The 21,561-nt window shown below is 43.0% G+C and carries 25 protein-coding genes and 2 tRNA genes; 16 read left to right on the top strand and 11 right to left on the bottom strand.

Going from position 1 to position 21,561, the window contains the following annotated elements:
* From Q4B82_RS06295 to sodA, 10 genes are all read left to right on the top strand, one after another.
* Nucleotides 1–230, top strand: a 230-nt coding sequence (locus Q4B82_RS06295; protein ID WP_303065578.1) for a hypothetical protein, incomplete at its 5' end; no start/stop codon positions are given.
* An 87-nt stretch (nt 231–317) separates the two neighbouring features.
* Entirely contained in the window at nt 318–761 is a 444-nt protein-coding gene (locus tag Q4B82_RS06290) for a hypothetical protein (protein ID WP_303065577.1), read from the top strand.
* A 27-nt stretch (nt 762–788) separates the two neighbouring features.
* Nucleotides 789–1,361, top strand: a complete 573-nt coding sequence (locus tag Q4B82_RS06285; RefSeq protein WP_303065576.1) for a uracil-DNA glycosylase family protein — start codon at nt 789–791, stop codon at nt 1,359–1,361.
* 86 nt (nt 1,362–1,447) lie between these two features.
* Entirely contained in the window at nt 1,448–1,987 is a 540-nt protein-coding gene (locus Q4B82_RS06280) for an HAD family hydrolase (RefSeq protein ID WP_303065575.1), read from the top strand.
* Nucleotides 1,984–2,562 carry an LPS export ABC transporter periplasmic protein LptC gene (gene lptC, locus Q4B82_RS06275; protein WP_303065574.1) on the top strand — a complete coding sequence of 193 codons (579 nt, stop codon included), beginning with the start codon at nt 1,984–1,986 and terminating at the stop codon, nt 2,560–2,562. The genes Q4B82_RS06280 and lptC overlap by 4 nt, the downstream gene beginning before the upstream one ends.
* Entirely contained in the window at nt 2,540–3,052 is a 513-nt protein-coding gene (gene lptA / locus Q4B82_RS06270; RefSeq protein WP_303065573.1) for a lipopolysaccharide transport periplasmic protein LptA, read from the top strand. Before lptC ends, lptA begins: the two co-directional genes overlap by 23 nt.
* Nucleotides 3,053–3,063: 11 nt before the next feature.
* A complete protein-coding gene (lptB, locus tag Q4B82_RS06265) occupies nt 3,064–3,798 on the top strand; it encodes an LPS export ABC transporter ATP-binding protein (RefSeq protein WP_303065572.1) in 735 nt (244 codons plus the stop codon).
* 25 nt (nt 3,799–3,823) lie between these two features.
* On the top strand, nt 3,824–5,176 hold the full coding sequence (rpoN, locus tag Q4B82_RS06260) for an RNA polymerase factor sigma-54 (RefSeq protein WP_303065571.1): 1,353 nt from the start codon (nt 3,824–3,826) through the stop codon (nt 5,174–5,176).
* A 173-nt stretch (nt 5,177–5,349) separates the two neighbouring features.
* Nucleotides 5,350–5,640 carry a ribosome-associated translation inhibitor RaiA gene (gene raiA, locus Q4B82_RS06255; RefSeq protein ID WP_303065570.1) on the top strand — a complete coding sequence of 97 codons (291 nt, stop codon included), beginning with the start codon at nt 5,350–5,352 and terminating at the stop codon, nt 5,638–5,640.
* A gap of 154 nt (nt 5,641–5,794) precedes the next feature.
* Nucleotides 5,795–6,415: a superoxide dismutase [Mn] gene (sodA, locus tag Q4B82_RS06250; protein WP_303065581.1), complete on the top strand. Its 621-nt coding sequence runs from the start codon at nt 5,795–5,797 to the stop codon at nt 6,413–6,415.
* Between the two features lie 67 nt (nt 6,416–6,482).
* On the opposite strand, the gene Q4B82_RS06245 is transcribed toward sodA, so the two are convergent.
* Nucleotides 6,483–8,006 carry a fumarate hydratase gene (locus Q4B82_RS06245; protein ID WP_303065569.1) on the bottom strand — a complete coding sequence of 508 codons (1,524 nt, stop codon included), beginning with the start codon at nt 8,004–8,006 and terminating at the stop codon, nt 6,483–6,485.
* A 177-nt stretch (nt 8,007–8,183) separates the two neighbouring features.
* Here Q4B82_RS06245 and Q4B82_RS06240 point away from each other — a divergent pair, with 177 nt between their 5' ends.
* On the top strand, nt 8,184–8,729 hold the full coding sequence (locus Q4B82_RS06240) for a hemerythrin domain-containing protein (protein ID WP_303065568.1): 546 nt from the start codon (nt 8,184–8,186) through the stop codon (nt 8,727–8,729).
* Nucleotides 8,730–8,931: 202 nt separating this feature from the next.
* Here Q4B82_RS06240 and tmk read toward each other — a convergent pair whose 3' ends face one another.
* Nucleotides 8,932–9,549: a dTMP kinase gene (tmk, locus tag Q4B82_RS06235; protein ID WP_303065567.1), complete on the bottom strand. Its 618-nt coding sequence runs from the start codon at nt 9,547–9,549 to the stop codon at nt 8,932–8,934.
* 120 nt (nt 9,550–9,669) lie between these two features.
* On the opposite strand from tmk, the gene Q4B82_RS06230 reads away from it, so the two are divergent.
* Nucleotides 9,670–9,894 (top strand): YdcH family protein, encoded by a 225-nt coding sequence (locus Q4B82_RS06230; protein ID WP_303065566.1) that lies wholly within the window; start codon nt 9,670–9,672, stop codon nt 9,892–9,894.
* Nucleotides 9,895–9,954: 60 nt separating this feature from the next.
* On the opposite strand, the gene asd is transcribed toward Q4B82_RS06230, so the two are convergent.
* Nucleotides 9,955–10,854 (bottom strand): archaetidylserine decarboxylase, encoded by a 900-nt coding sequence (gene asd, locus Q4B82_RS06225; RefSeq protein ID WP_303065564.1) that lies wholly within the window; start codon nt 10,852–10,854, stop codon nt 9,955–9,957.
* Between the two features lie 67 nt (nt 10,855–10,921).
* Nucleotides 10,922–11,476 carry a tetratricopeptide repeat protein gene (locus Q4B82_RS06220; protein ID WP_303065563.1) on the bottom strand — a complete coding sequence of 185 codons (555 nt, stop codon included), beginning with the start codon at nt 11,474–11,476 and terminating at the stop codon, nt 10,922–10,924.
* A gap of 228 nt (nt 11,477–11,704) precedes the next feature.
* On the opposite strand from Q4B82_RS06220, the gene Q4B82_RS06215 reads away from it, so the two are divergent.
* The 3 genes from Q4B82_RS06215 (at nt 11,705) to Q4B82_RS06205 (ending at nt 14,111) form a co-directional block, all read left to right on the top strand.
* Nucleotides 11,705–12,934 (top strand): multidrug effflux MFS transporter, encoded by a 1,230-nt coding sequence (locus Q4B82_RS06215; protein ID WP_303065562.1) that lies wholly within the window; start codon nt 11,705–11,707, stop codon nt 12,932–12,934.
* Between the two features lie 110 nt (nt 12,935–13,044).
* On the top strand, nt 13,045–13,704 hold the full coding sequence (locus Q4B82_RS06210) for an OmpA family protein (protein WP_303065561.1): 660 nt from the start codon (nt 13,045–13,047) through the stop codon (nt 13,702–13,704).
* 101 nt (nt 13,705–13,805) lie between these two features.
* Nucleotides 13,806–14,111 carry a transcriptional regulator gene (locus Q4B82_RS06205; protein WP_303065560.1) on the top strand — a complete coding sequence of 102 codons (306 nt, stop codon included), beginning with the start codon at nt 13,806–13,808 and terminating at the stop codon, nt 14,109–14,111.
* A gap of 499 nt (nt 14,112–14,610) precedes the next feature.
* On the opposite strand, the gene Q4B82_RS06200 is transcribed toward Q4B82_RS06205, so the two are convergent.
* Entirely contained in the window at nt 14,611–16,848 is a 2,238-nt protein-coding gene (locus Q4B82_RS06200; RefSeq protein ID WP_303065559.1) for a UvrD-helicase domain-containing protein, read from the bottom strand.
* Between the two features lie 215 nt (nt 16,849–17,063).
* Between Q4B82_RS06200 and Q4B82_RS06195 the strand changes: the two genes are divergently transcribed.
* Nucleotides 17,064–17,267, top strand: coding sequence for a (2Fe-2S)-binding protein (locus Q4B82_RS06195; RefSeq protein WP_303065558.1), 204 nt, complete (start codon nt 17,064–17,066; stop codon nt 17,265–17,267).
* Between the two features lie 405 nt (nt 17,268–17,672).
* On the opposite strand, the gene Q4B82_RS06190 is transcribed toward Q4B82_RS06195, so the two are convergent.
* The 6 genes from Q4B82_RS06190 to Q4B82_RS06165 form a co-directional block, all read right to left on the bottom strand.
* Nucleotides 17,673–18,242: a 50S ribosomal protein L25/general stress protein Ctc gene (locus Q4B82_RS06190; protein WP_303065557.1), complete on the bottom strand. Its 570-nt coding sequence runs from the start codon at nt 18,240–18,242 to the stop codon at nt 17,673–17,675.
* Nucleotides 18,243–18,376: 134 nt separating this feature from the next.
* A complete protein-coding gene (locus tag Q4B82_RS06185; protein ID WP_303065580.1) occupies nt 18,377–19,360 on the bottom strand; it encodes a ribose-phosphate pyrophosphokinase in 984 nt (327 codons plus the stop codon).
* Between the two features lie 153 nt (nt 19,361–19,513).
* Nucleotides 19,514–19,589: transfer RNA gene (locus Q4B82_RS06180), tRNA-Gln, on the bottom strand.
* Nucleotides 19,590–19,597: 8 nt separating this feature from the next.
* Nucleotides 19,598–19,674 (bottom strand) — tRNA-Gln (locus tag Q4B82_RS06175).
* A 119-nt stretch (nt 19,675–19,793) separates the two neighbouring features.
* The gene (ispE, locus tag Q4B82_RS06170) at nt 19,794–20,642 is read right to left on the bottom strand and encodes a 4-(cytidine 5'-diphospho)-2-C-methyl-D-erythritol kinase (RefSeq protein ID WP_303065579.1); all 849 of its coding nucleotides are present in this window, start codon (nt 20,640–20,642) and stop codon (nt 19,794–19,796) included.
* Nucleotides 20,643–20,784: 142 nt separating this feature from the next.
* Nucleotides 20,785–21,378 carry an outer membrane lipoprotein LolB gene (locus tag Q4B82_RS06165; RefSeq protein WP_303065556.1) on the bottom strand — a complete coding sequence of 198 codons (594 nt, stop codon included), beginning with the start codon at nt 21,376–21,378 and terminating at the stop codon, nt 20,785–20,787.
* Nucleotides 21,379–21,561 lie beyond the last annotated feature (183 nt).

The raw sequence follows: 21,561 nt of genomic DNA, 5'->3' as shown, positions 1-21,561 counted from the left end.
AAGTGAAGGTGCTGGAAGTGGACGCGGCACGCAAGCGCATTGCGTTGAGTATGCGGCTTGATGACAACAAAGCGCTTTCAGGTAGCCCCAAACGCGATGCCACTGGCAACAAAGGCAACAGGCTCCCTGAAAGCCAATCCCGCCACAATACATCACGCCCCAATAATCAGCGTGAAAAACAACCACAAAATTCAGCAATGGCAGATGCGTTTGCGAAGTTGAAACGTTGATTTTTTGAAATTTCAGGCAGTCTGAACGGATTTTGGCGAAACGCACTTCGTTTTCAGGCTGCCTGAAAATACAATTTGGGAAAAATTATGGACAATGTTTTTGAAAAATGCGACATCATTAGCGTTATGCCCGATTATGGCGGTGCTTATTTGTGGAGCAAGCTGGAAGGTGAGCGTGGTATTGGTGCTAATATTGCAGACGCTTGGTGCGGTTATCAAGATTGGTTGCCGATTTCTGAATCATTGCAAATGCAATTTCATGAATGGCAAGGTCAATTTGAAAAGGTTGATTTTTATCCCTGTGAAGATGAAGAAGGCAATGCTAGTGATGAAATATTGAATTGGCAAGGCGAAACAGTGGATTGGAATTGGGCGACTTATCATGCAGAAGGTTTGCGTTTGGCAAAATTGTTAAAGCTGGAAGTGGGCGACCAAGTCAAAGTGCATTATGTGAAACCATATGAAGATTTTAATGCGGTTGAGCGAGCTATGGAGATTTTGCTTGATGGTACGGTTGTGATACTGGATTAATTTTTCAGGCAGTCTGAAAGTACAAAAATGAACGAAACCGAAACCCACCCACTCCCCCCATTTTTGCCCGAAAACGCCAAAATCTTGATGTTGGGCAGTTTTCCGCCACCCAAACACCGTTGGAAAATGGATTTTTACTACCCCAATTTCAACAACGATATGTGGCGCGTTTTCGGTTTGGTGTTTTTTGACGATAAGGATTATTTTGTTGATTTGGCAAACAAAACTTTTCACGAAAACAAAATCCGCGATTTTTTAAACGAAAAAGGCATTGCCATTTACGACACGGCTTATCAGGTGCAGCGTTTGCAGGACAATGCGGCAGATAAGTTTGTGCAAATTGTTGAAGCGGTTGATTTAACGAAATTATTGGCGCAAATCCCATATTGTCAAACCATCATCACGACAGGTGAATTGGCAACGCAAACCTTGCTTGCCCATTTCAGGCTGCCTGAAACGCTGAAAATCGGCACGCCACTCGCGTTTTCGCACAATAGGCGCGATTTGACGCTGTGGCGTATGCCGTCCACCTCACGCGCTTATCCTTTGGCTTTGGCGAAAAAGGCAGAAAGTTATCGGCTCGCGTTTCAGGCTGCCTAAAGCAAAAATCATGCCAGTCTTTCAAAATTTACTGCACTTCTGTTAAAATTGGACTATCTTAAATAAATATTTTCAGGCAGCTTGTGATGTTGACTCACTTTTCTGACGATGTTCTTTTGCGTGCGCGTGCAATTAAGTTACTGTTGCTTGATGTGGACGGGGTTTTAACCAGCGGACAACTGTTTATCGGTGGCAATGGCGAAATCATTAAAGCATTTCATACTTTGGACGGACATGGTATTCGTATGTTACAAGATAGTGGTGTACAAACGGCAATCATCACGGCACGCAGTGATAATGCGGTACGCGTGCGAGCAGAACAGTTGGGCATCACGCATTATTTTCATGGTGTGCATGATAAAAAGTTGGCTTATGAGCAGGTGCGTGAGCTTGCTGGCGTAGCAGAACATGAGTGTGCGATGATTGGTGATGATGTGATTGATTTGCCTGTTTTAATGCGTTGTGGTTTACCTATTGCTGTGGCTTCGGCGCATGATTTTGTGAAACAAAATGTGGTGTGGGTAACACAAAAAAATGGTGGCTTTGGCGCGGTGCGTGAAGTGACTGATTTGATTATGTATGCTCAACATACTTTGCGAACTGCATTAGATGGATATTTGGCATGAACCGTTTACGCAGTTGGATTTTCCCTTTGAGTTTGGCTTTAATTTTAAGCGGTTTAAGTGCATGGTTGGGACGCATGAGTGAGGTGGTGATTGAAGAAGTAAAACTGTCGCCTGATGAGCCGCAATATTTGATGCATACAATAGAAGGTCGCCGTTATGCTGTTTCAGGCAGCCTGAAAGAGATTTTATCAGCACACAGTGCTTGGCAGTTACCTGACCGCAAAAATGTGTATTTCAGGCAGCCTGATTTGCGTTTATTTGATGAGGGACAGGTACAATACGCCATCAAAAGTGAAAATGCACATTATGCAATCAACAGCAAAAAAGTATTTTTTGAAAACAATGTAATGCTGAATAAAGCTGCGGATTTTGCACGTCCTGCCGCTGCAATCAGAACTGCTCATTTAGAAGTGGACACCGTTTCCCAAATTGCCCAAACCCAAGACCCTGTTACTTATCGTTATGGTGATTCACACGGTACGGCAAACGGCATGATTTATGACAACAAAAATGGTTTACTCAACCTGCCTTCACGCGTGAGAGCCTTGATTTATGACCCTAAACAACTTCCTTAAATTCACCCTTTTTACTCTATATCTTTCAGGCAGCCTGCATGTTTGGGCTTTGGAAAGCGACCGCAAACAACCGATTGAGATTGAAGCCGACCAAGGTTCTTTAGACCAGAAGAATCAAGTTACGGTATTCAGCGGCAATGTACTGATTAAGCAAGGCAGTTTGAATATCCAAGCCCAAACGGTTCGTGTAACACAAGACAATAGTGGTAATCAAACCATGACGGCCACAGGTTCACCCGTGCGCTTCAGCCAAGCATTAGAAAACAAAGGTACAGTAATGGGCGAAGGCAATAAAGTAGAATATGCTTCCAGCACCAATGTGGTCAAATTACTGGGCAATGCCAAAGTACAACGCGGTGGTGATTTGGCGCAAGGCGAAGTTATTACCTACAACACCCGTACCGAAGTTTATACTGTGCTGGGTGGTAATGCAGCGGGCAACAAAAATGGTCGCCGCGTTACCGTCATCATTCAGCCCACAAACCCATAAGGCTGCCTAAAATGAATGTTTCTCATCTTCATATTAAAGGTCTACAAAAATCCTTTAAAAAACGCCAAGTAGTCAAAAATTTTTCGCTGGACATTCACAGCGGCGAAGTCATCGGTTTACTTGGACCCAATGGTGCAGGCAAAACCACCAGTTTCTACATGATAGTCGGACTGATTGCCGCCGATTCAGGTAGCATTGTATTAGACGGCACAGAATTACGTCATCGCCCGATTGATGAACGTGCACGTGCAGGCATTGCTTATTTGCCACAAGAAGCGTCTATTTTCCGAAAAATGACGGTAGAACAAAACATTCGTGCCATTTTAGAAATCAGTTTAGGACAGAAAAACCAACAGGAAATCAACGACCAACTGAATAAATTATTGGCGGATTTAAACATAGAACATCTGCGACACAGTGCTGCACCCGCATTATCGGGTGGCGAACGCCGTCGCGTAGAAATTGCGCGTGTTTTGGCAGTCCAACCCCGTTTTATTCTATTGGACGAACCCTTTGCAGGCGTAGACCCACTTGCCGTTACCGACATTCAAAAAATCATTGTGTTTTTAAAATCGCGTGGCATCGGGGTTTTAATTACCGACCACAATGTGCGTGAAACCCTACGTATCTGCGACCGTGCTTACATCATCAGCGATGGTACGGTGCTGGCTTCGGGCAAACCCAATGATTTGGTCAATAATGAACAAGTTCGCGCCGTATACTTGGGCGAAAACTTCAATTACTAATCCATTCTTTCCATTTGGTTTCATTATGAGCAGCAACAATTTTCAACTTAAACTCAAACAAACCCAACAATTAAGCCAAAACATGCAACAATCGCTACGTGTTTTGCAAATGTCGGGCTTGGAAATTGAGCGCGAAGTAGAAGACTGGCTTGCTGAAAACCCCATTCTGGAACGCAAAGAGCTACCTGAAAACCACGAGTACAACGCTGTTACCAGTATCAGCAAACGCCACATCAGTTTAGATGATGACGACAGCAGCGCATGGGAAAATTTGGCACACGAAGAAACGCTTAATGATTATCTGCACAAACAAGTTTGTGAACACCCACTCAACGAAACCGAAGCCGCACATGTTCATATTTTGATTGATTTTCTTGATGAACAAGGCTATCTCACAGAAAGCATTGAACAAATCATTGAGCATACCCCATTGGAATGGATGTTAGACGAAGAAGACATGGAAATTGCATTGGAAAATTTGCGTCGCTTTGACCCACCAGGCATCGCTACCACCAATTTAAGTCAATCCCTGTTACACCAACTCGACCGTTTACCCAGCACCCCTATTCGCCGTTTGGCAGCACAAATCGTAGTACGCCATTTAGATGAAATCACCCAAAATCCTGCCAAAAACCTTGCCAAACTAGGTAGATTGCTGCCTGAAAGCACCGAAAACGAAAGACGTGAAGCCCTTGAAATGATTGCTTCACTCAATCCCTATCCTGCCTACGGTTTTGCCAGCAGCGAACCGACTGCCTACATCAAACCCGATGTATTTGTTGAAAAAGGTCGCAAAGATTGGGAAGTTTACAGCAATGAAGAAGCTTGGCCACAACTGCAAATCAGCCCCGATTTAAGCGATGCCCTACAAGACAATGTCGCACAAGACCCTATTTGGCGCGAACATTTGAATGCCGCCAAACAAAAAATAGACATGCTGCAACAACGCAAAAGCACCGTTATGCGCGTTGCCGAATACATACTCAATAAACAAACCGATTTTTTCATTTTTGGCGAAATCGGCATGAGCCCAATGCTCATCAAAGATTGTGCTAAAGAACTGGAATTGGCTGAGTCCACCATTTCTCGCGCCGTCAATGGCAAATATTTGTCCTGTCCACAAGGTTTGTTTCCCTTGCGTTACTTTTTCAGCCAAAACGCTGTGGGCAATAACGATGAAGCTGATGGTATCAGTGCCAATGCCATACGTTCAATCATTACCCATTTAATCGCCAATGAAGACAAACAAAACCCATTGTCCGACAGTGCATTACATGACCTGCTTTTGCAACAAGGTATCAACATCGCCCGCCGAACCGTTGCCAAATACCGCGAACAACTGGGTTTAGCCGCTGCCTTACAAAGAAAAAACAGCTAAATCATTTGAATAATTGATAATGTAAGTCAAATTTTTTTGATTTCAGCGTTTCAGGCAGCTTAAACAGGCTCCCAATACACTCAATCACAGTTACAATACCGTTTCATTTTCTGGCTGTTCAGAAAGCCACATCTTTCAGGCAGCCTTTCCACCGCAAACACAAGGAGCATTGTATGAACCTGAAAATTACTGGTCTGAATTTTGACGTTACCGAAGCCATTCGCAATCATGTAACGCAAAAACTGCAACGCATCAACCGCCACAGTGATGGGGTTATTTCCGCCACCATTACTTTATCTGTGGAGAAAGTGGAACACAAAGCGGCCGCACAACTGCATTTGGCAGGTAAAGACTTACATATAGAAGCGGTTGAAAACGATATGTATGCTGCCATTGACATTTTGGTGGACAAACTTGACCGTGCCGTCTTACAACATAAAGAAAAAAGCAAACAACCACGCTAATGCTGGTTTCTGTATCACAATCAGGCTGCCTGAAAATCCATCATGTGTTTTCAGGCAGCTTTTGCATGATTTACCGACCAGCAAACTTGCCGAAAAGTTGCGCTACCGTTATCATGCCAACTTTCCACAACCACATATTCATAAGGAGCAAAACATGGCTTACACTTTACCTGAATTGGGCTACGCATACGATGCGCTGGAACCTCATTTTGACAAAGAAACCATGTCAATTCACCACAGCAAACACCACCAAGCCTATGTGAACAACGCCAATGCCGCATTAGAAAGTTTGCCTGAATTTCAAAATTTAAGCGCAGAAGAATTGATTGCGCGTTTAGCTGAATTACCTGCCGACAAACAAACTCCATTACGTAACAATGCAGGCGGTCATGCCAACCACAGTTTATTTTGGACGATATTAAAAACAGGTACCACACTTTCAGGCAGCCTAAAAGAAGCGATTGAACGCGATTTTGGCAGCGTTGATGCCTTCAAAGCCGAATTTGAAAAAGCAGCCGCAACTCGCTTTGGTTCAGGCTGGGCATGGTTGGTAGTAGAAAACGGTAAATTAAAAGTGGTTTCCACTGCCAATCAAGACAGCCCACTCATGGGACAAGCAATTGCGGGTTGCAGCGGCACACCTATCATTGGTTTGGACGTTTGGGAACATGCTTACTATCTTAAATTCCAAAACCGCCGTCCCGATTATGTGAAAGAGTTTTGGAACGTGGTAAATTGGGACGAAGCACAAAAACGTTTTGATGCAGCAAAATAATGGTATCAAGACCCCAATAAAAACAAACAGGCTGCCTGAAAACTTTCAGGCAGCCTGTTTGCCTCAATTAAACTGCTACGGGAATAATGCCAATTTTAGCTTGCCATTGTTTAGGTGCAATCGCATGAACCGATTGACCTTTACTGTCCACAGCTACTGTTACAGGCATATCTTTCACTTCAAATTCATAAATGGCTTCCATGCCCAAATCTTCAAATGCCACCACTTTTGCCTCTTTAATGGCTTTGGCAACCAAATAAGCCGAACCACCCACTGCCATTAAATACACCGCTTGATTATCTGCAATGGCTTGACAAGCTGCTTCTCCACGTTCCGATTTGCCAATCATGCCTAATAATCCTGTTTGTTCCAACATTTGACGTGTAAATTTATCCATGCGCGTAGCAGTAGTGGGTCCAGCAGGTCCAACCACTTCATCACGTACAGGGTCCACAGGTCCAACGTAATAAATCATTTTATTGGTAAAGTCCACAGGCAACGCTTCACCACGATTGAGCATATCCACCATACGTTTGTGCGCCGCATCACGTCCCGTGTAAATTTTACCATTGAGCAACAACACATCGCCGATTTTCCATTGGGCAATGTCTTCTTTGGTCAAATTGTCCAAATCCACACGAATGCCATTGTCGGGGCTGTAAGTGATGTCAGGCCAATCTTCCAAACTCGGTGGTTCAAGCTGCGCTGCCCCCGAGCCATCTAACACAAATTCAACATGGCGCGTTGCAGCGCAGTTGGGAATCATGGCAACGGGTTTTGAAGCGGCATGCGTGGGGTAATCCAAAATTTTCACGTCCAAAACCGTAGTTAAGCCACCCAAACCTTGTGCACCAATGCCCAAAGCATTCACTTTCTCAAAAATTTCCAAACGCAATTTTTCTACTGTGGACAATTCCGCCCCCGACTTGGCTTTGTCCTGCAATTCATGAATGTCAATGTGCGACATCAAACTTTCTTTTGCCATCAACATGGCTTTTTCGGGTGTCCCACCAATGCCAATACCCAAAATACCTGGTGGACACCAGCCTGCACCCATCGTTGGTACGGTTTTGATGACCCAATCCACAATATTGTCAGAGGGATTGAGCATTACAGCTTTAGACTTGTTTTCTGAACCGCCACCTTTTGCTGCGCAAGTTACTTCCACTTTGTCACCAGCCACCACTTCCATATGAACAACAGCAGGCGTGTTATCACGCGTATTGATGCGTTTGCCCGCAGGATCTGCCAACACTGAAGCACGCAACACATTTTCAGGATTGGTATAAGCACGGCGTACACCTTCATTTACCATGTCTTGCACGCTCATGGTTGCGTCCCATTGCACATTCATGCCAATTTTTAAAAATACAGTCGCAATACCCGTATCTTGACAAATGGGACGATGACCTTCGGCACACATACGGCTGTTTACCAAAATTTGCGTCATCGCATCACGCGCAGCAGGATTTTCTTCTTTTTGCAACGCTCTATCCAAAGCCTGAATGTAATCTTTAGGGTGATAATAACTGATGAATTGAAACGCATCGGCAATACTGCTGATGAAATCTTCTTGTTTGATAATAGTCATGGTGTTCACTCTTTAAATTTTATGGTTTTATCGGTTTGTCTTGCGACCACATCATTATAATCAATCCCAAGCAGATTAAACCATACTGTTATACATCAATAAACCAAATTAAACCACATAATCTGTTAGAATACCGTATCATTCACATCATTATTATTTATTCAATACTTTAACATCATGCACACCATAAATTGGACTTCCGACTTGGCAACTGGATTCAAAGACATTGATGAACAACACCAGCAACTTATCGCCCAACTGAATTTATTGGTCGAGATGTCTCAATCCCAAGATATTTTACGAATCGCGCAAGCCTTATTTGACTTTATCGCAACCGCGATGGGGCATTTTGCCTATGAAGAAGAAATGCTTGCCGAAGCCAACTACAAACTACTGGACACGCGCCGTACGGCACACCAAAACTTCATTGACCGCCTAATTGGGTATCAAAGTCGCCTAATGGAAGAACCCGAAGTTTTGGAAGAAGTATTGCCACAAATGGAAATGTGGATTACACGCCACATTACACTCAACGACCCAAACTACATTGATGATGTTCAAGCATCAGGGATTTATCAAAAAGACCAAGAAGGCAATTTGGTTCGTCCCCATCTGCAAACTGAACAAATGGGTGGCTTTGACATTGAACAAAATGACACAACAAGCCCACAACCAACGGAAGAACCAGAAGCCGCACCGAAAAAAAGCTGGGCAGGCTATTGATACACCATCTTCACAAGATGGTTGACTAAATTGTCATTACACAATCCGCCAATATGCTAATCATTTTGATGTTAATCATAATGTGATTAACATCAAAATGATTGGATAAAACACAAATCTACAACCCAACACCAAACAAGCTGCCTGAAAACACCATGCGTTTTCAGGCAGCTTGTTTATTCCTCATTATTTCCGTAGAACATCAAGCAAACAATGCACTCAAAACCGCTTCAATTTCGGCACGCACAACTGCTTTTTCACGATTGCTGTCAATGACCGCATAATATGCAGGCACTTGTGCTGCACGCTGTAAATAAGTGGCACGTACACGTTCAAAAAATGCCGCATCTTCCCGTTCAAAACGGTCTTTATCACGGCTGCGCTCAATGCGTTCCAATGACACCGATAAAGGCACGTCCAACAAAATGGTTAAATCAGGGCGCAATTCATCTTGAACCCAAGTTTCCAAAATGGCAATTTTTTCATGTGGCATACCTCGCCCACCGCCTTGATACGCAAAAGTGGCATCGGTAAAACGGTCGCTCACAACGTGTTTACCGCTTGCAAGTGCAGGCAAAATGACTTCTTCCAGATGCTGACGGCGTGCCGCAAACATCAATAAGGTTTCAGTATGTAAAGACACTTTGCTTTCGGGTGAAAGCAATAACTCACGCAATTTTTCACCCAAAACCGTGCCACCAGGTTCACGCGTGAATACCACAGGCATTTGCTGCATGGCAAACCAGTTTTTTATCACTTCCAGTTGTGTGGTTTTACCTGCACCATCTATGCCGTCTAATGTAATCAATTTGGCTTGCATCAAAGTCTCCTGTTGGACTGTTTTCAGACAGCATTTTAATCCATTTGTGGCAAATTTTGTCGCTTTCCGTTACAATGTAACGCAAGTCGTATTTTTCAACCCTACTATGAAGGATAGATTATGTTTCCCGAATACCGCGATTTGATTTCCAAATTAAAGCAAGAAGATGCTCACTTTGCACGTTTATTTCATGAACACAATGAGCTGGACGACAAAATTACTGGCTTGGAAAACAATCCCGTTACCAGCGCATCAGCCGAAGACGAAATTCATACTTTGAAACAGAAAAAGTTGGCTTTGAAAGATGAATTGTACGTTATTTTGAAAAAAGCAGACGGTAAATGATTTTTAAATCATAAATCTAAAACGGACACCTTAAACTCATCGGTGTCCGTTTTTTTGTTTTCAGGCAGCCTGAATGATACCCAAGCATTCCCCCATTTTGGTGCTGGCACCTGCAAGCAATCGTTCATCAAGTACCACAGTATTTTCGGGAAATAAATTGATGACGGTTGAACCCAAACGAAACGCCCCCATTTCCTCGCCTTTTTGCAAACGAATTACCGTTTCCCCATCAGCAGGATAATGCCACTCGCGTACCTCATGAGGTCTTGGTGGATTAACCACACCTGCCCATACTGTGCTCATGCTGGCAGTTACAGTTGCCCCTACCAAAATTTGCACCATACTGCCAAATTCCGTTTCAAACACACAAATCAGGCGTTCATTACGGGCAAACAAATTGGGAATGTGTTGTGCCAAAAATGGATTAACCGAAAACAACTCTCCTGGCACATAAATCATGCGGCGCAAAGTGGCATCACAAGGCATATGCACACGATGATAATCACGCGGCGACAAATAAGTGGTCAAAAAACTGCCGTTTTCAAATTGTGCTGTCAAATCGACATCGTTTGCCAATAAATCCGATAAAGTAAAACTGTGTCCTTTGGCTTGCAATAAACGGTTTTGTTCAATCTTACCACTTTCGCTAACCTTACCATCAGCAGGCAAACACAAACTGTTTGCTTGTTCACAAATTGGGCGCGCCCCCTCTTTAAGCGGACGAATAAAAAATTCATTGAAGCTAGCATAATCTCGTGGACAACTTTTTTCAGCTTCATCTAAATTGATTTGATAATGTGCAGCAAAGGCTTGAATCACCGCATGGGTAATGCCACCCCATTTCTTCTCGGCAAACCAACCTGCCAAACGGGTAACAGCCAGTTGTGGCAACAGATAATGACTCGCAATTTTCAAACGTTCGCCACAGGTGGGGCGTGGTAAAGGTTTCAGTTGAGACATAGCAAACTTTCATAAATGCAATGTTTCAGGCTACCTGAAACATCAATTCAACATTTTGTGATGCAAATCAAGGATTTTTTGGCATGGTAAACTGTTGTTTTAATTGCTGTAAAGTATAAGCTGCCGCAGCGTTCCCATTGGCAGCAGCGCGTTCATACCATTTTTGCGCCAATTCAATATCACGCGCCACACCTGTTCCTGTGGCGTAACGTGCTGCCAAATTGTTTTGTGCTTCGGGATGTTCTTGTGCTGCTGCTTTTTCATACCAATACACGGCACGCGGATAATTTTGCACCGCACCCTCACCTTGACTGTACATTAAGGCTGCCTGAAACTGGGCTTCGGCTTCGCCTTGTTCGGCTGCTTTTTCATACCAATATAAGGCTTTTACTGCATCGGCTGGCACACCCAAACCCTCTTGATACAACACCGCCAAATTGTGTTGTGCCACTTTATCGCCTTGCTCTGCTAGAGGTTTTAACAAAGCAAAGGCTGCCTGAAAATCCTGCTTTTCATAAGCAGCAATGGCTTGAGCATACACTACATCATTTTGTGCCAAAACAGGAGAAGCCAAACAAAGTACACCACAAAAAAGGGCAAAAAAACGGTAAAACGGTTTCATTGGGTTTTCAGGCAGCCTAAAATGAGAAAAAATGAAAAAGGCGTTTTGTATCAGATTAAACCGCAAAGGGCAAGCCAAACAAACCTTTGGCTTGCTTGCCATATCAGGTAAGCGTATCATTCACAATGATTATTCATAGAATAGAATTGATTAAACAACACTTTCAGGCAGCCTGCTGTTATTTAGGCTGCCTGAAACATTTGACAACCGTTTTCAGATCACAACACCATGTATCGTCCACAAAAATCTCTTTCTCGCCGCCAAATGGCTGCCATGCTGGCTTTATTGATTGGCTTAATGCCGTTCTCAGTTGATGCCTATTTGCCTGCTCTGCCACAAATCGCTACCGCCTTAAACACCAATATTCATCACGTTGAACAAAGTTTAAGTGGTTTCATGTTTGGTGTAGCAGTTGGACAAATCATAGGTGGTTCGCTTGCCGACATCAAAGGTCGCCGCAACATTGCTTTAACGGGTTTACTTATCTATGCACTCGCCTCTTTGGTTTTGATTTTTGTACAAACCGACACACAACTACTGACCATACGTATGGTTCAAGCATTGGGCGCAGGCATAAGTGCAGTAGTAGTAGGCGCGATTGTCCGCGACAATTATCAGGGACGTGATGCCGCGCAAATGTTCACCTTAATTGGCATGATTGTGATGCTTGCGCCTTTAATTGCGCCTTTACTGGGTTCAATTTTGCAATCCTTGGGCGGTTGGCGTTTGATTTTTGGTTTTTTGTGGTTATATGGTACAGCAGTCGCGCTGATTTTGTACCGTTTCTTGCCCCAACATAAATTGGCAGAACCCATTTGCCGCGAACAATTAAACCCTATTTTTGGTCGTTATCGTGAAGTGCTGACCACCCGAACCGCATTGGGGTTTCTGGCGTACCAAGCTGCATCGTTTTCTGTCATGCTGGTATTTTTAACCGAATCGCCTTTTGTGTACATTCAACTCTATCATCTCTCGCCCCACGAATATGCCGGCTTATTTGGCTGCAATGTATTGATGATGCTGTTTTGCAACCGTTTAACCGCTTTCGGTTTACGCCACAACTGGCATTCACGCGATTTACTTAAATGGGGCATAGGCTTACAAGTCCTTGCTAATGTGGCTTTATTTGCACTTGTTCTGCTGATGCAACAACCACCCTTATACCTGATTGTACCATTGATTGTCATTGCAATTGGCACACTCGGTTTAATCAGCTCAAACGCACAAGCCTTGTTCATGAACCACTTTCGTCCTGAAATCGGCGGCAGCGCAAGTGCCATATTCTCATGCAGCCAATCACTGATTGCTTCACTCATCGGTTTTTTAACCACTTTTTTACACAATGGTACCATTCACATCATGAGCAGCATGATGTTTGCCTCAACCATGCTGGGCTTATGTTTATTGTGCTGGTTTTCAGGCAGCCAACTGTTCCATACGAAACAAACGCAAATGTAATTTCAAGTTAAATTGGCTGCCCAAAATCAGTTGCTTGCGCTATATTTGCGCTGTTTTACCCCATACAGGCTGCCTGAAAAGCCAATCCATATGACACAATAGGAGACATCATGAAACTGAAATCCCTTACCATTATTGCTACCCTTTGTTCTGTGGCATTAAGCGGCTGCATGATGAATGCACAAGGTCAGCAACAAATCAGTCGTACTGCACTTATTGGTGGTGGCGCAGCCTTAACCTGTGGCATCATTGGTGGCATTGCCAAAGGCAGTAAAGGTGCAGGCGTAGGGGCTTTGGCGTGTGGTGCAATCGGTGCAGGTATTGGCGGGTATATGGATTATCAAGAAGTCAAGCTGCGTGAACAACTTGCCAATACAGGTGTGGAAGTTCAACGTCAAGGCAACCAAATCAAATTAACCATGCCTGAAAACATCACTTTTGCCACTAACAGTGCCGTTTTGTCGCCACAAGCGCAAACCGCTTTATCACAAGCTGCGCAAACTTTGGCAACATACAATGAAACCACGCTTTCTATTGTGGGACACACTGACAGTTCAGGTAATGACAGCATCAATAATCCTTTATCCTACAACCGCGCCAAAGCCGTAGCCAATTACCTACAACAATACGGCGTTGCCCCCAATCGCATGTATGTGTCTGGTCAAGGTTCACGTCAACCGATTGCCGATAACTTAACTTTTGAAGGGAAAGCCAGAAACCGCCGTGTGGAAATTCTGATAAAACCCAATCCCAATGTGGCAACACACTAAAACAAGCACCCTATTTTAACCAACACAGCAATCAGGCTGCCTGAAATTCGTTTCAGGCAGCCTGAACTGCAATAAGACCAAGAAAAATAATTATCACAACCATGACCAATCAAATTTTTAATCTGAAAACCAATCTCATTCCCCATCAACTGCGTACTATGGGACATCCTGAACGCTTACAACTGCTCTTGCATTTGCTGCACAATGAATGCAGCATTCATGAATTGGCGGATTTAACGGGTTTAGAAACCAATGCCATTGCCAACCATATGCTAAAAATGCGTCAGTTACAAATGGTGGACTACACCCGTTTTCATCGGGTCATGCAATACCGCATTGTATCTGATACCGTGATGCAATTATTGCAAACGATTGTAAGCACACAAAACACAGAACAAGCGATTTAACCACTTTGCTTTCAGGCAGCCTATGGCATCATGAGCATTTCCCGTGACTGAAACCTTTGCCAAACCCATTTTGTGGTAAACCAAATAGAAATACAGTCGTTTCAAATTAACACTGGACAAAAAGATGGCAACCAAAGCCATATACAAGTAGTAGATAGGCACGTTGGCAACACTAGACGATTTGTATATTACGGCGTTACCAACGCCCTTATGTACGAGCGTACAGCAGGCGTTGTCACCTTGTACTGCTTTTTCACTTCTACGATTGTATTTGAAATGACCATAAGACACGATGTAGGGTGCAACTTGTTACACCCTATACTGGTAGTGTTTTTAAATGAATTGACCATAAAACGGAGATAGGGGCAGATATGAAATCTGCCCCTACAAACTTGATTTTGCAAAAGTTTAAGGTTTAGATCGTGCAAGTTGATGTGATTGAAAACCTGTATTCACAATCTTAATGAATACAGATTATTGTGTTTTACCCCAAAACCTTTCACACAATTTCCAATTTTGCAAACGCGCTATCCAATTCCTTGATGCCCTGCTTACCAAAGTTCACTGTCAGACGTGCGCTGCTGCCTTTATCTTGTGCATCAATAATCACTCCCGTACCGAATTTCATATGACGCACATTTTGTCCAATTTGGTAACCATGAAAATCCTGTTTCGCTTTAACAAATGGCATCTTTTGACTGCTTGATGTTTTCAGACTACCTGAAAAATCATGATACAAACCACCATAATTTTTCTTGGGCGAACTCAAATGGTGTAAAAGTTGCGGCGGGATTTCATCAATAAAACGCGATGGAATGCCCAGTTGGGTTTGTCCATGTAACAAACGTTGTTGCGCCATCGTGAGATACAAACGCTTACGCGCTCGCGTAATGGCAACATACATTAAACGACGTTCTTCTTGTACCCCTCCCCGCTCATTCAAACTCAATTCACTGGGGAAACGCCCTTCTTCCAAACCACTTAAAAACACGGCATCAAATTCCAAACCTTTCGCAGCATGAACCGTCATCAGTTGTACCGCATCTTGTCCTTCCGTTGCTTGATTCTCGCCACTTTCCAATGCTGCATTGCTCAAAAAAGCCAAAACCGCAAAAATGGGGCTGCCTGAAACGTCATTTTCAGACAGCATATTCGCAAATTCAGGCAAGGTTTCAAATAAACTCTCTTCAGGTTTAAAAAAATGGGCAGCGGTAACAAGTTCGTCCAAGTTCTCCGTGCGTTCCTGTTCCGCAATTTGCTTTTGATTTTGGTAATGTGCGTATAAACCACTTTCATCTATCACACTTTGCATCATGTCGGGCAAACTCAATATTTCACTTTGCTGTCTAAAACCGTCTATCAGTTGCAAAAACGCTGCAATTTTCGCATTTTTCGCACCCATGCCACAAGCTGCCTGAAACAGGCTAATGCCTTGTGCAGCAGCGGCTTCCTGAATATTTTCTACTGTACGCGCGCCAATACCGCGTGGTGGAAAATTGATGACACGCAACAAAGCGTTGTCATCATTAGGATTGACTGCCAAACGCAAATATGCCAGCGCGTGTTTGATTTCTTGGCGTTCATAAAAGCGCAAACCACCATAAATTTTGTAAGGTATGCCTGCCTGAAACAGCGATTGCTCTATCACACGCGATTGAGCATTGCTGCGGTACAACACAGCAATTTGTGCCAACGACCAACCTTCCCTCTGTAAATGACGACTTTCTTCCACAATGTAACGCGCTTCGTCCAAATCATTGAACGCCGACAAAAAACGAATTTTATCGCCCAGTTCCGCATCGGTACGCAGATTTTTACCTAAACGTTCATCGTTGTTTTCAATCACGGCATTAGCTGCTGCCAAAATATTGCCCACCGAACGATAGTTTTGTTCCAATTTAATCGGTGCCTCAATACCAAATTCATGCATTAGGTCATTCATATTGCCGACATGTGCGCCACGAAAACGGTAAATGGATTGGTCGTCATCACCCACCGCAAACACCGCTGCGTTTTTACCTGCCAAAAGTTTTAACCATGCGTATTGCAATTTATTGGTATCTTGGAACTCGTCCACCAAAATGTGATTAAAACGGTTTTGATAGTGACGGCGCAGGGTCTCGTTTTCGTTCAAAATCTCGTAACAACGCAACATCAATTCAGCAAAATCCACCACACCTTCACGACGACACATATTTTCATATTCAGCATAACATTGAACCAATCGCTGCTGATGCGTGTCTTGCGCTTGCAACGCCGCAGCGCGTAAACCGCTTTCTTTTTGTGCGTTAATAAACCCCTGTAATACCCGTGATGCAAGGCTTTCTTCGGCAATATCCAATTGTTTTAATAAGCGTTTAATCAGCGCAAGTTGGTCGCTGCTGTCCAAAATTTGAAACGTTTGTGGCAGACCTGCTTCACGATAATGCAAACGCAAAAAACGGTGGCATAAACCATGAAATGTCCCCAACCACATGGCGCGTAAATTCACAGGTAACATCGCACTCAAACGAGTGTACATTTCTTTGGCTGCTTTATTGGTAAACGTAACCGCCATGATGCTGTGTACATCAGCCATTCCATTTTGCAATAACCATGCTATTCGGGTAGTCAATACGCGGGTTTTGCCACTACCTGCACCTGCCAACACCAAAGCAGATTGTGGCGGATAGGTAACAGCAGCAAGTTGTTCAGGATTAAGATTGTGTAATAAATGAGAATGAGATAAGGTAAACATAAAAACTTTTCGCTTGGTTGATGCCCTTTCTGTTTGCGGGCTGCCTGAAACAAAAAAGCGATTTTAGGGATTTTGTAACCAAACAACAACACATTTACCCATTATGTGATTAAGAATTTTGAACGAAGTACTTGTCAAAATAAATGAACAACATTATTATGCACACAATATAAAATTAAAATTCATTCTCAATTCTCTCAAATAGGAGAAAGAAAATGTACGTTTGCATTTGCAATGCCATTACCGACCGACAAATTCAGGAAACTGTTGCATCAGGAGCCAACTCCTTAACCGATTTAAAAAATACTTTGGGCGTTGCCACTTGTTGTGGTTGCTGTGCCGATTTAGCTACTTCATTTTTGAATACCACAGCTGCTTCACTCAATCATGCAACTGCCGCGATTGTGGTTGAACATTGATGCTGATTTCCTTATTTTTAATTTTTTCAGTTATCTATTCCTTTATCATTTAGGTGGCTCATTTGAACCACCGTTTTTTTCATTATCAGTTTAAGCAGAATCTTACCCAGCAATTTAGGAGCGCAGAAGTGGAAATGTCCTACACGGTAGTAAACCACAAATAATATTTCCATACAGCAAGGCAAACCAACACCGTAGTATATTTAAAATAAGAATAAAGGCGACAACGACCACCAATACAATCCACTACATGAGAAAAATGCTGTACGATTTGCATGTAAAGCGACCATATGTTTTTTAATTCCATAACCATAAAAACATCATTGCTTATTAAGCACATAAACAAGAAAAGGCTGCCTGAGTGTTTTCAGGCAGCCTTTTACTCATAATAAAATGATTTGATAATTAACGTTTTTTACCCGTTACAGTTGCAACAGCCAAATTGCTGTTGCGTTTCAAAGCAACACTTTGTACGCCTTCTGGGTAGGAAATGTCAGACAAATGCAAGATATCACCTGCAACAACTTTTTCGCAATCCAAATCCAAAGCAGCAGGAATGTTTTTGGGATTCACAATCACATCAACAACCGTACTCAATAAAGAAACACGACCACTTTGCAATTTAACTGCTTGTGATTTTTCTGCATTCACAATGCGTACAGGAATACGCATACGCAATGGCTCATTCAAATTCACAACTTGAAAATCAATATGTTGAACTTGGCGTTTAACAGGGTGCATTTGATAATCACGTACAATCACGTCTTGTTCTTTACCATCAATGTTCAACTTCAAAATTTGTGTGAAGAAATCCACTTTTTCCAAAGCATAGAACATTTCTTTATGATTTACAGTAATGGCTTGTACTTCACCATGACCATAAACAACGGCAGGTACTTTACCTTCATGACGCAGGCGGCGGCTCGCACTCGTACCTTGCAATTCACGAACAGTAGCTTGAATGGAATTTGACATAATCAGTCCTTAATAAAAAAGTTAAAATTAAACCGCTGCCAGGCTGCGACCAGCCCTGCGGCATGTGCCTACGCACACAAGCTGCCCGAAACTTTTGCCAAGCAACCTGTTTTGGTTCTAACACCCTTTTCCCATTACGGCAAAAACAGCGGTGCTGGACGAACCAAATCCTCATTAAATAAATAAGAAACCGATTCTTCATTACTGATACGGCGAATGGTTTCTGCCAGAAGTGCCGCAATGCTCACTTGACGAATGCGTGTGCTTTGCTTACCTGATTCAGATAAAGGAATGGTATCGGTAACGACCACTTGGTCAATATCAGAAGCATTCAAACGATTAATCGCCTCACCTGAAAATACTGGATGTGTCGCATATGCTAACACCCGTTCTGCACCACGTTCTTTAAGAGCAGAGGCGGCTTTACATAAGGTATTGGCAGTATCAATCATGTCATCAATCAATAAACAAGTTTTGCCTTGTACATCACCAATGATGTTCATCACTTCTGCCACATTGGCTTTGGGACGACGTTTATCAATAATTGCCAAATCACAATTTAATATTTTGGCTACCGCACGCGCACGCACCACACCACCAATATCAGGACTAACCACAATCAAGTTTTCAATGCGTTGCTGCAAAATATCGTGGGTTAAAATCGGTGTAGCATAAATATTGTCCACTGGAATATCAAAAAAACCTTGAATTTGGTCTGCATGTAAATCCACTGTTAAAATGCGATCTATGCCTGCTGTTGCAAGCATATTGGCAACCAATTTTGCGGAAATTGGCACACGAGCAGAACGCGGGCGGCGATCTTGGCGCGCATAACCAAAATAAGGAATCGCAGCAGTAATACGACCTGCTGATGCACGTTTTAACGCATCAGCCATTGTCAAAATTTCCATTAAATTATCATTGGTTGGGGCGCAAGTGGGTTGCAAAATAAACACGTCTCGACCGCGCACATTTTCCAATAATTCAATGGCAACTTCACCATCAGAAAATTTATTCACAGCTGCATTACCCAAAACCGTATCCAAATTTTTAACCACACGGTCTGCCAATTCTGGATTAGCGTTACCTGTGAATACCATTAAGCTATCGGATGCCATTTCTTCCTCACCTGATTTTAAAGTTTTGATTTTGATTTTTTGCAACATGGTGCATACTTTCATATTGCGACACAACGCAATTATACGCGTTTTTCAGGCAGCTTAAAAGTAAGCATAAAAGTTAAGCGCGTATGCAATCATACGCGCTTAAACTGGCTGGGGAGGAAGGATTCGAACCTTCGCATGCTGGAATCAAAATCCAGTGTCTTAACCGCTTGACGACTCCCCAAAAACTTTTGGCTGGGGATGTAGGATTCGAACCTACGCATGTCGGAATCAAAATCCGATGCCTTAACCAACTTGGCGAATCCCCAACTACAAACCCAGTTCTTTTCAAGTGGATTTCGTAAGAACAAAATTATGGCGCCACATGAAAACTTTGTCAATATAATTAAACCAAGCAATTCCTAAATCAATGATAAAACAAAAAAAATCAATTCAAATAATCAAACAAGGGGTGTTGCTGCAATAATACTGCCTGATGATGATACCAATTTTCAGGCAGCCTATTAGCCAAAGATTGCGCAATAATTGGATTATCGCTACTTAAAAAAAAGCACGCCCCCGACCCTGTCATCAATGGCACACCCAATCCAGATAAAGCAACATAAATTTCATTGATTTGTGGATATTCTGCCAAAACAACCGATTGCATATCATTGCGAAAAGGTTGCAAAGCAGCATAACTAATTTCATGAGCTGGCTGGCTGTTTCGTGTCAAACTTGGGTGCTGGAAAATACGAGCAGTCGCAATATGTACAGGTGGGCACACAATATTGAACCACAAATCAGGCACTTCTATCGCTTGCAACTGCTCCCCAATACCGCGTGCAAACGCACTTTGTCCAAATAAGAAAAAGGGAACATCTGCACCCAGTTGAACACCCAAATCCATCATTTTTTGCCGACTGAACCCACATTGCCAAAGACGATTGAGTACCATCAAAACCGTTGCTGCATCAGAGCTACCACCACCCAAACCACCGCCCATAGGAATGCGTTTTTGTATCCAAATGTCCGCACCTTTCAGGCAACTTGAATGCTGCTGCAATAAATGCGCCGCCCGAACGGTTAAATCGTTTTCGGGCAGTACACCTTGTGTTGGTGTATGCAAGATAATTTGCTCATCTTCACGTTTTTGAATCGCCAGCGTATCGCCCCAATCAATCAGGACAAAAATGCTTTCCAACAGATGGTAACCATCATCACGGCGACCTGTGATACGCAAATCCAAATTGAGTTTAGCAGGGGCAAAATAATGGGGAATGTGCTTGGGTAACATCATCAAAATACCGATTTCAGGCAACCTAATAATAGTAGCAGAAGTGGAAGTATAATACAGATGAGCCGCAGACAGTATTCTCACGCAACAAGGCGAACCAACATCTCAATACGTTTTCCATTCTGCGACCATCAAAATTATTTTATGGTCGCGCTTCGCAGCGTTCTTGTTTATCCGTTCGCCCTTCTTCACGGCGACTTTCACTAAAAACCATACGCAAAATAAGTTGTTCATTTTCCAACATCAATATGCGTGCCAAACCACGCTCATCGGCTTCGCGCCCAATACGCCAACCACTTTGATTGAGCGAGCCATCCTGATGTAATTCATATGGTACACCTTTAACCCATTCACCATTTGCCCACACCAGTAAATATTGTGCAGGCAACGCATAACCCAATAAATTGCGACTTAATGTTTCAGCAGATTCAGCAAAATAAACTTGACCACCACTGTCTACCGCCAGTACACCTTCGGCATCTTGACACAACTGCCCAACTGTTGTGCCTATTGGTGTATTGACGTTCAAAGTTTCCACTCCATTACGGCGTATCCAATCAAAATGCGCCGTTTGACCCCGTTCTTGAATTTGCACACCAATCCGACCTTCGGCTTCAAAAACACGCCAATCACGTTGCTCACGCCATTCTGTATTGTGTTTGGGAACATGATTTAAAGAACATGCTGCCAAAAACAGACTGCCTGAAAACAACATCAATAAACAGGATTTCTTCATGCTTGATTTTTAACCATTTTAATAAACAATTTTTGCATACACACATCAACATTTTCAGGCAGCCAAATTCATTTTTCGGCTGCCTGAAAATTTTTTTCTGATTAAATATCAATATTTTGAGCAACAAGCGCATTGCTTTCAATAAACGCCCTGCGCGGCTCCACTTCATCGCCCATCAGCGTA

This window comes from Alysiella sp., assembly GCF_030525755.1.
Lineage (GTDB): Bacteria > Pseudomonadota > Gammaproteobacteria > Burkholderiales > Neisseriaceae > Simonsiella.
The sequence above is the reverse complement of the archived record's forward strand: the minus strand, read 5'-3'. Positions and strand labels throughout refer to the sequence as shown.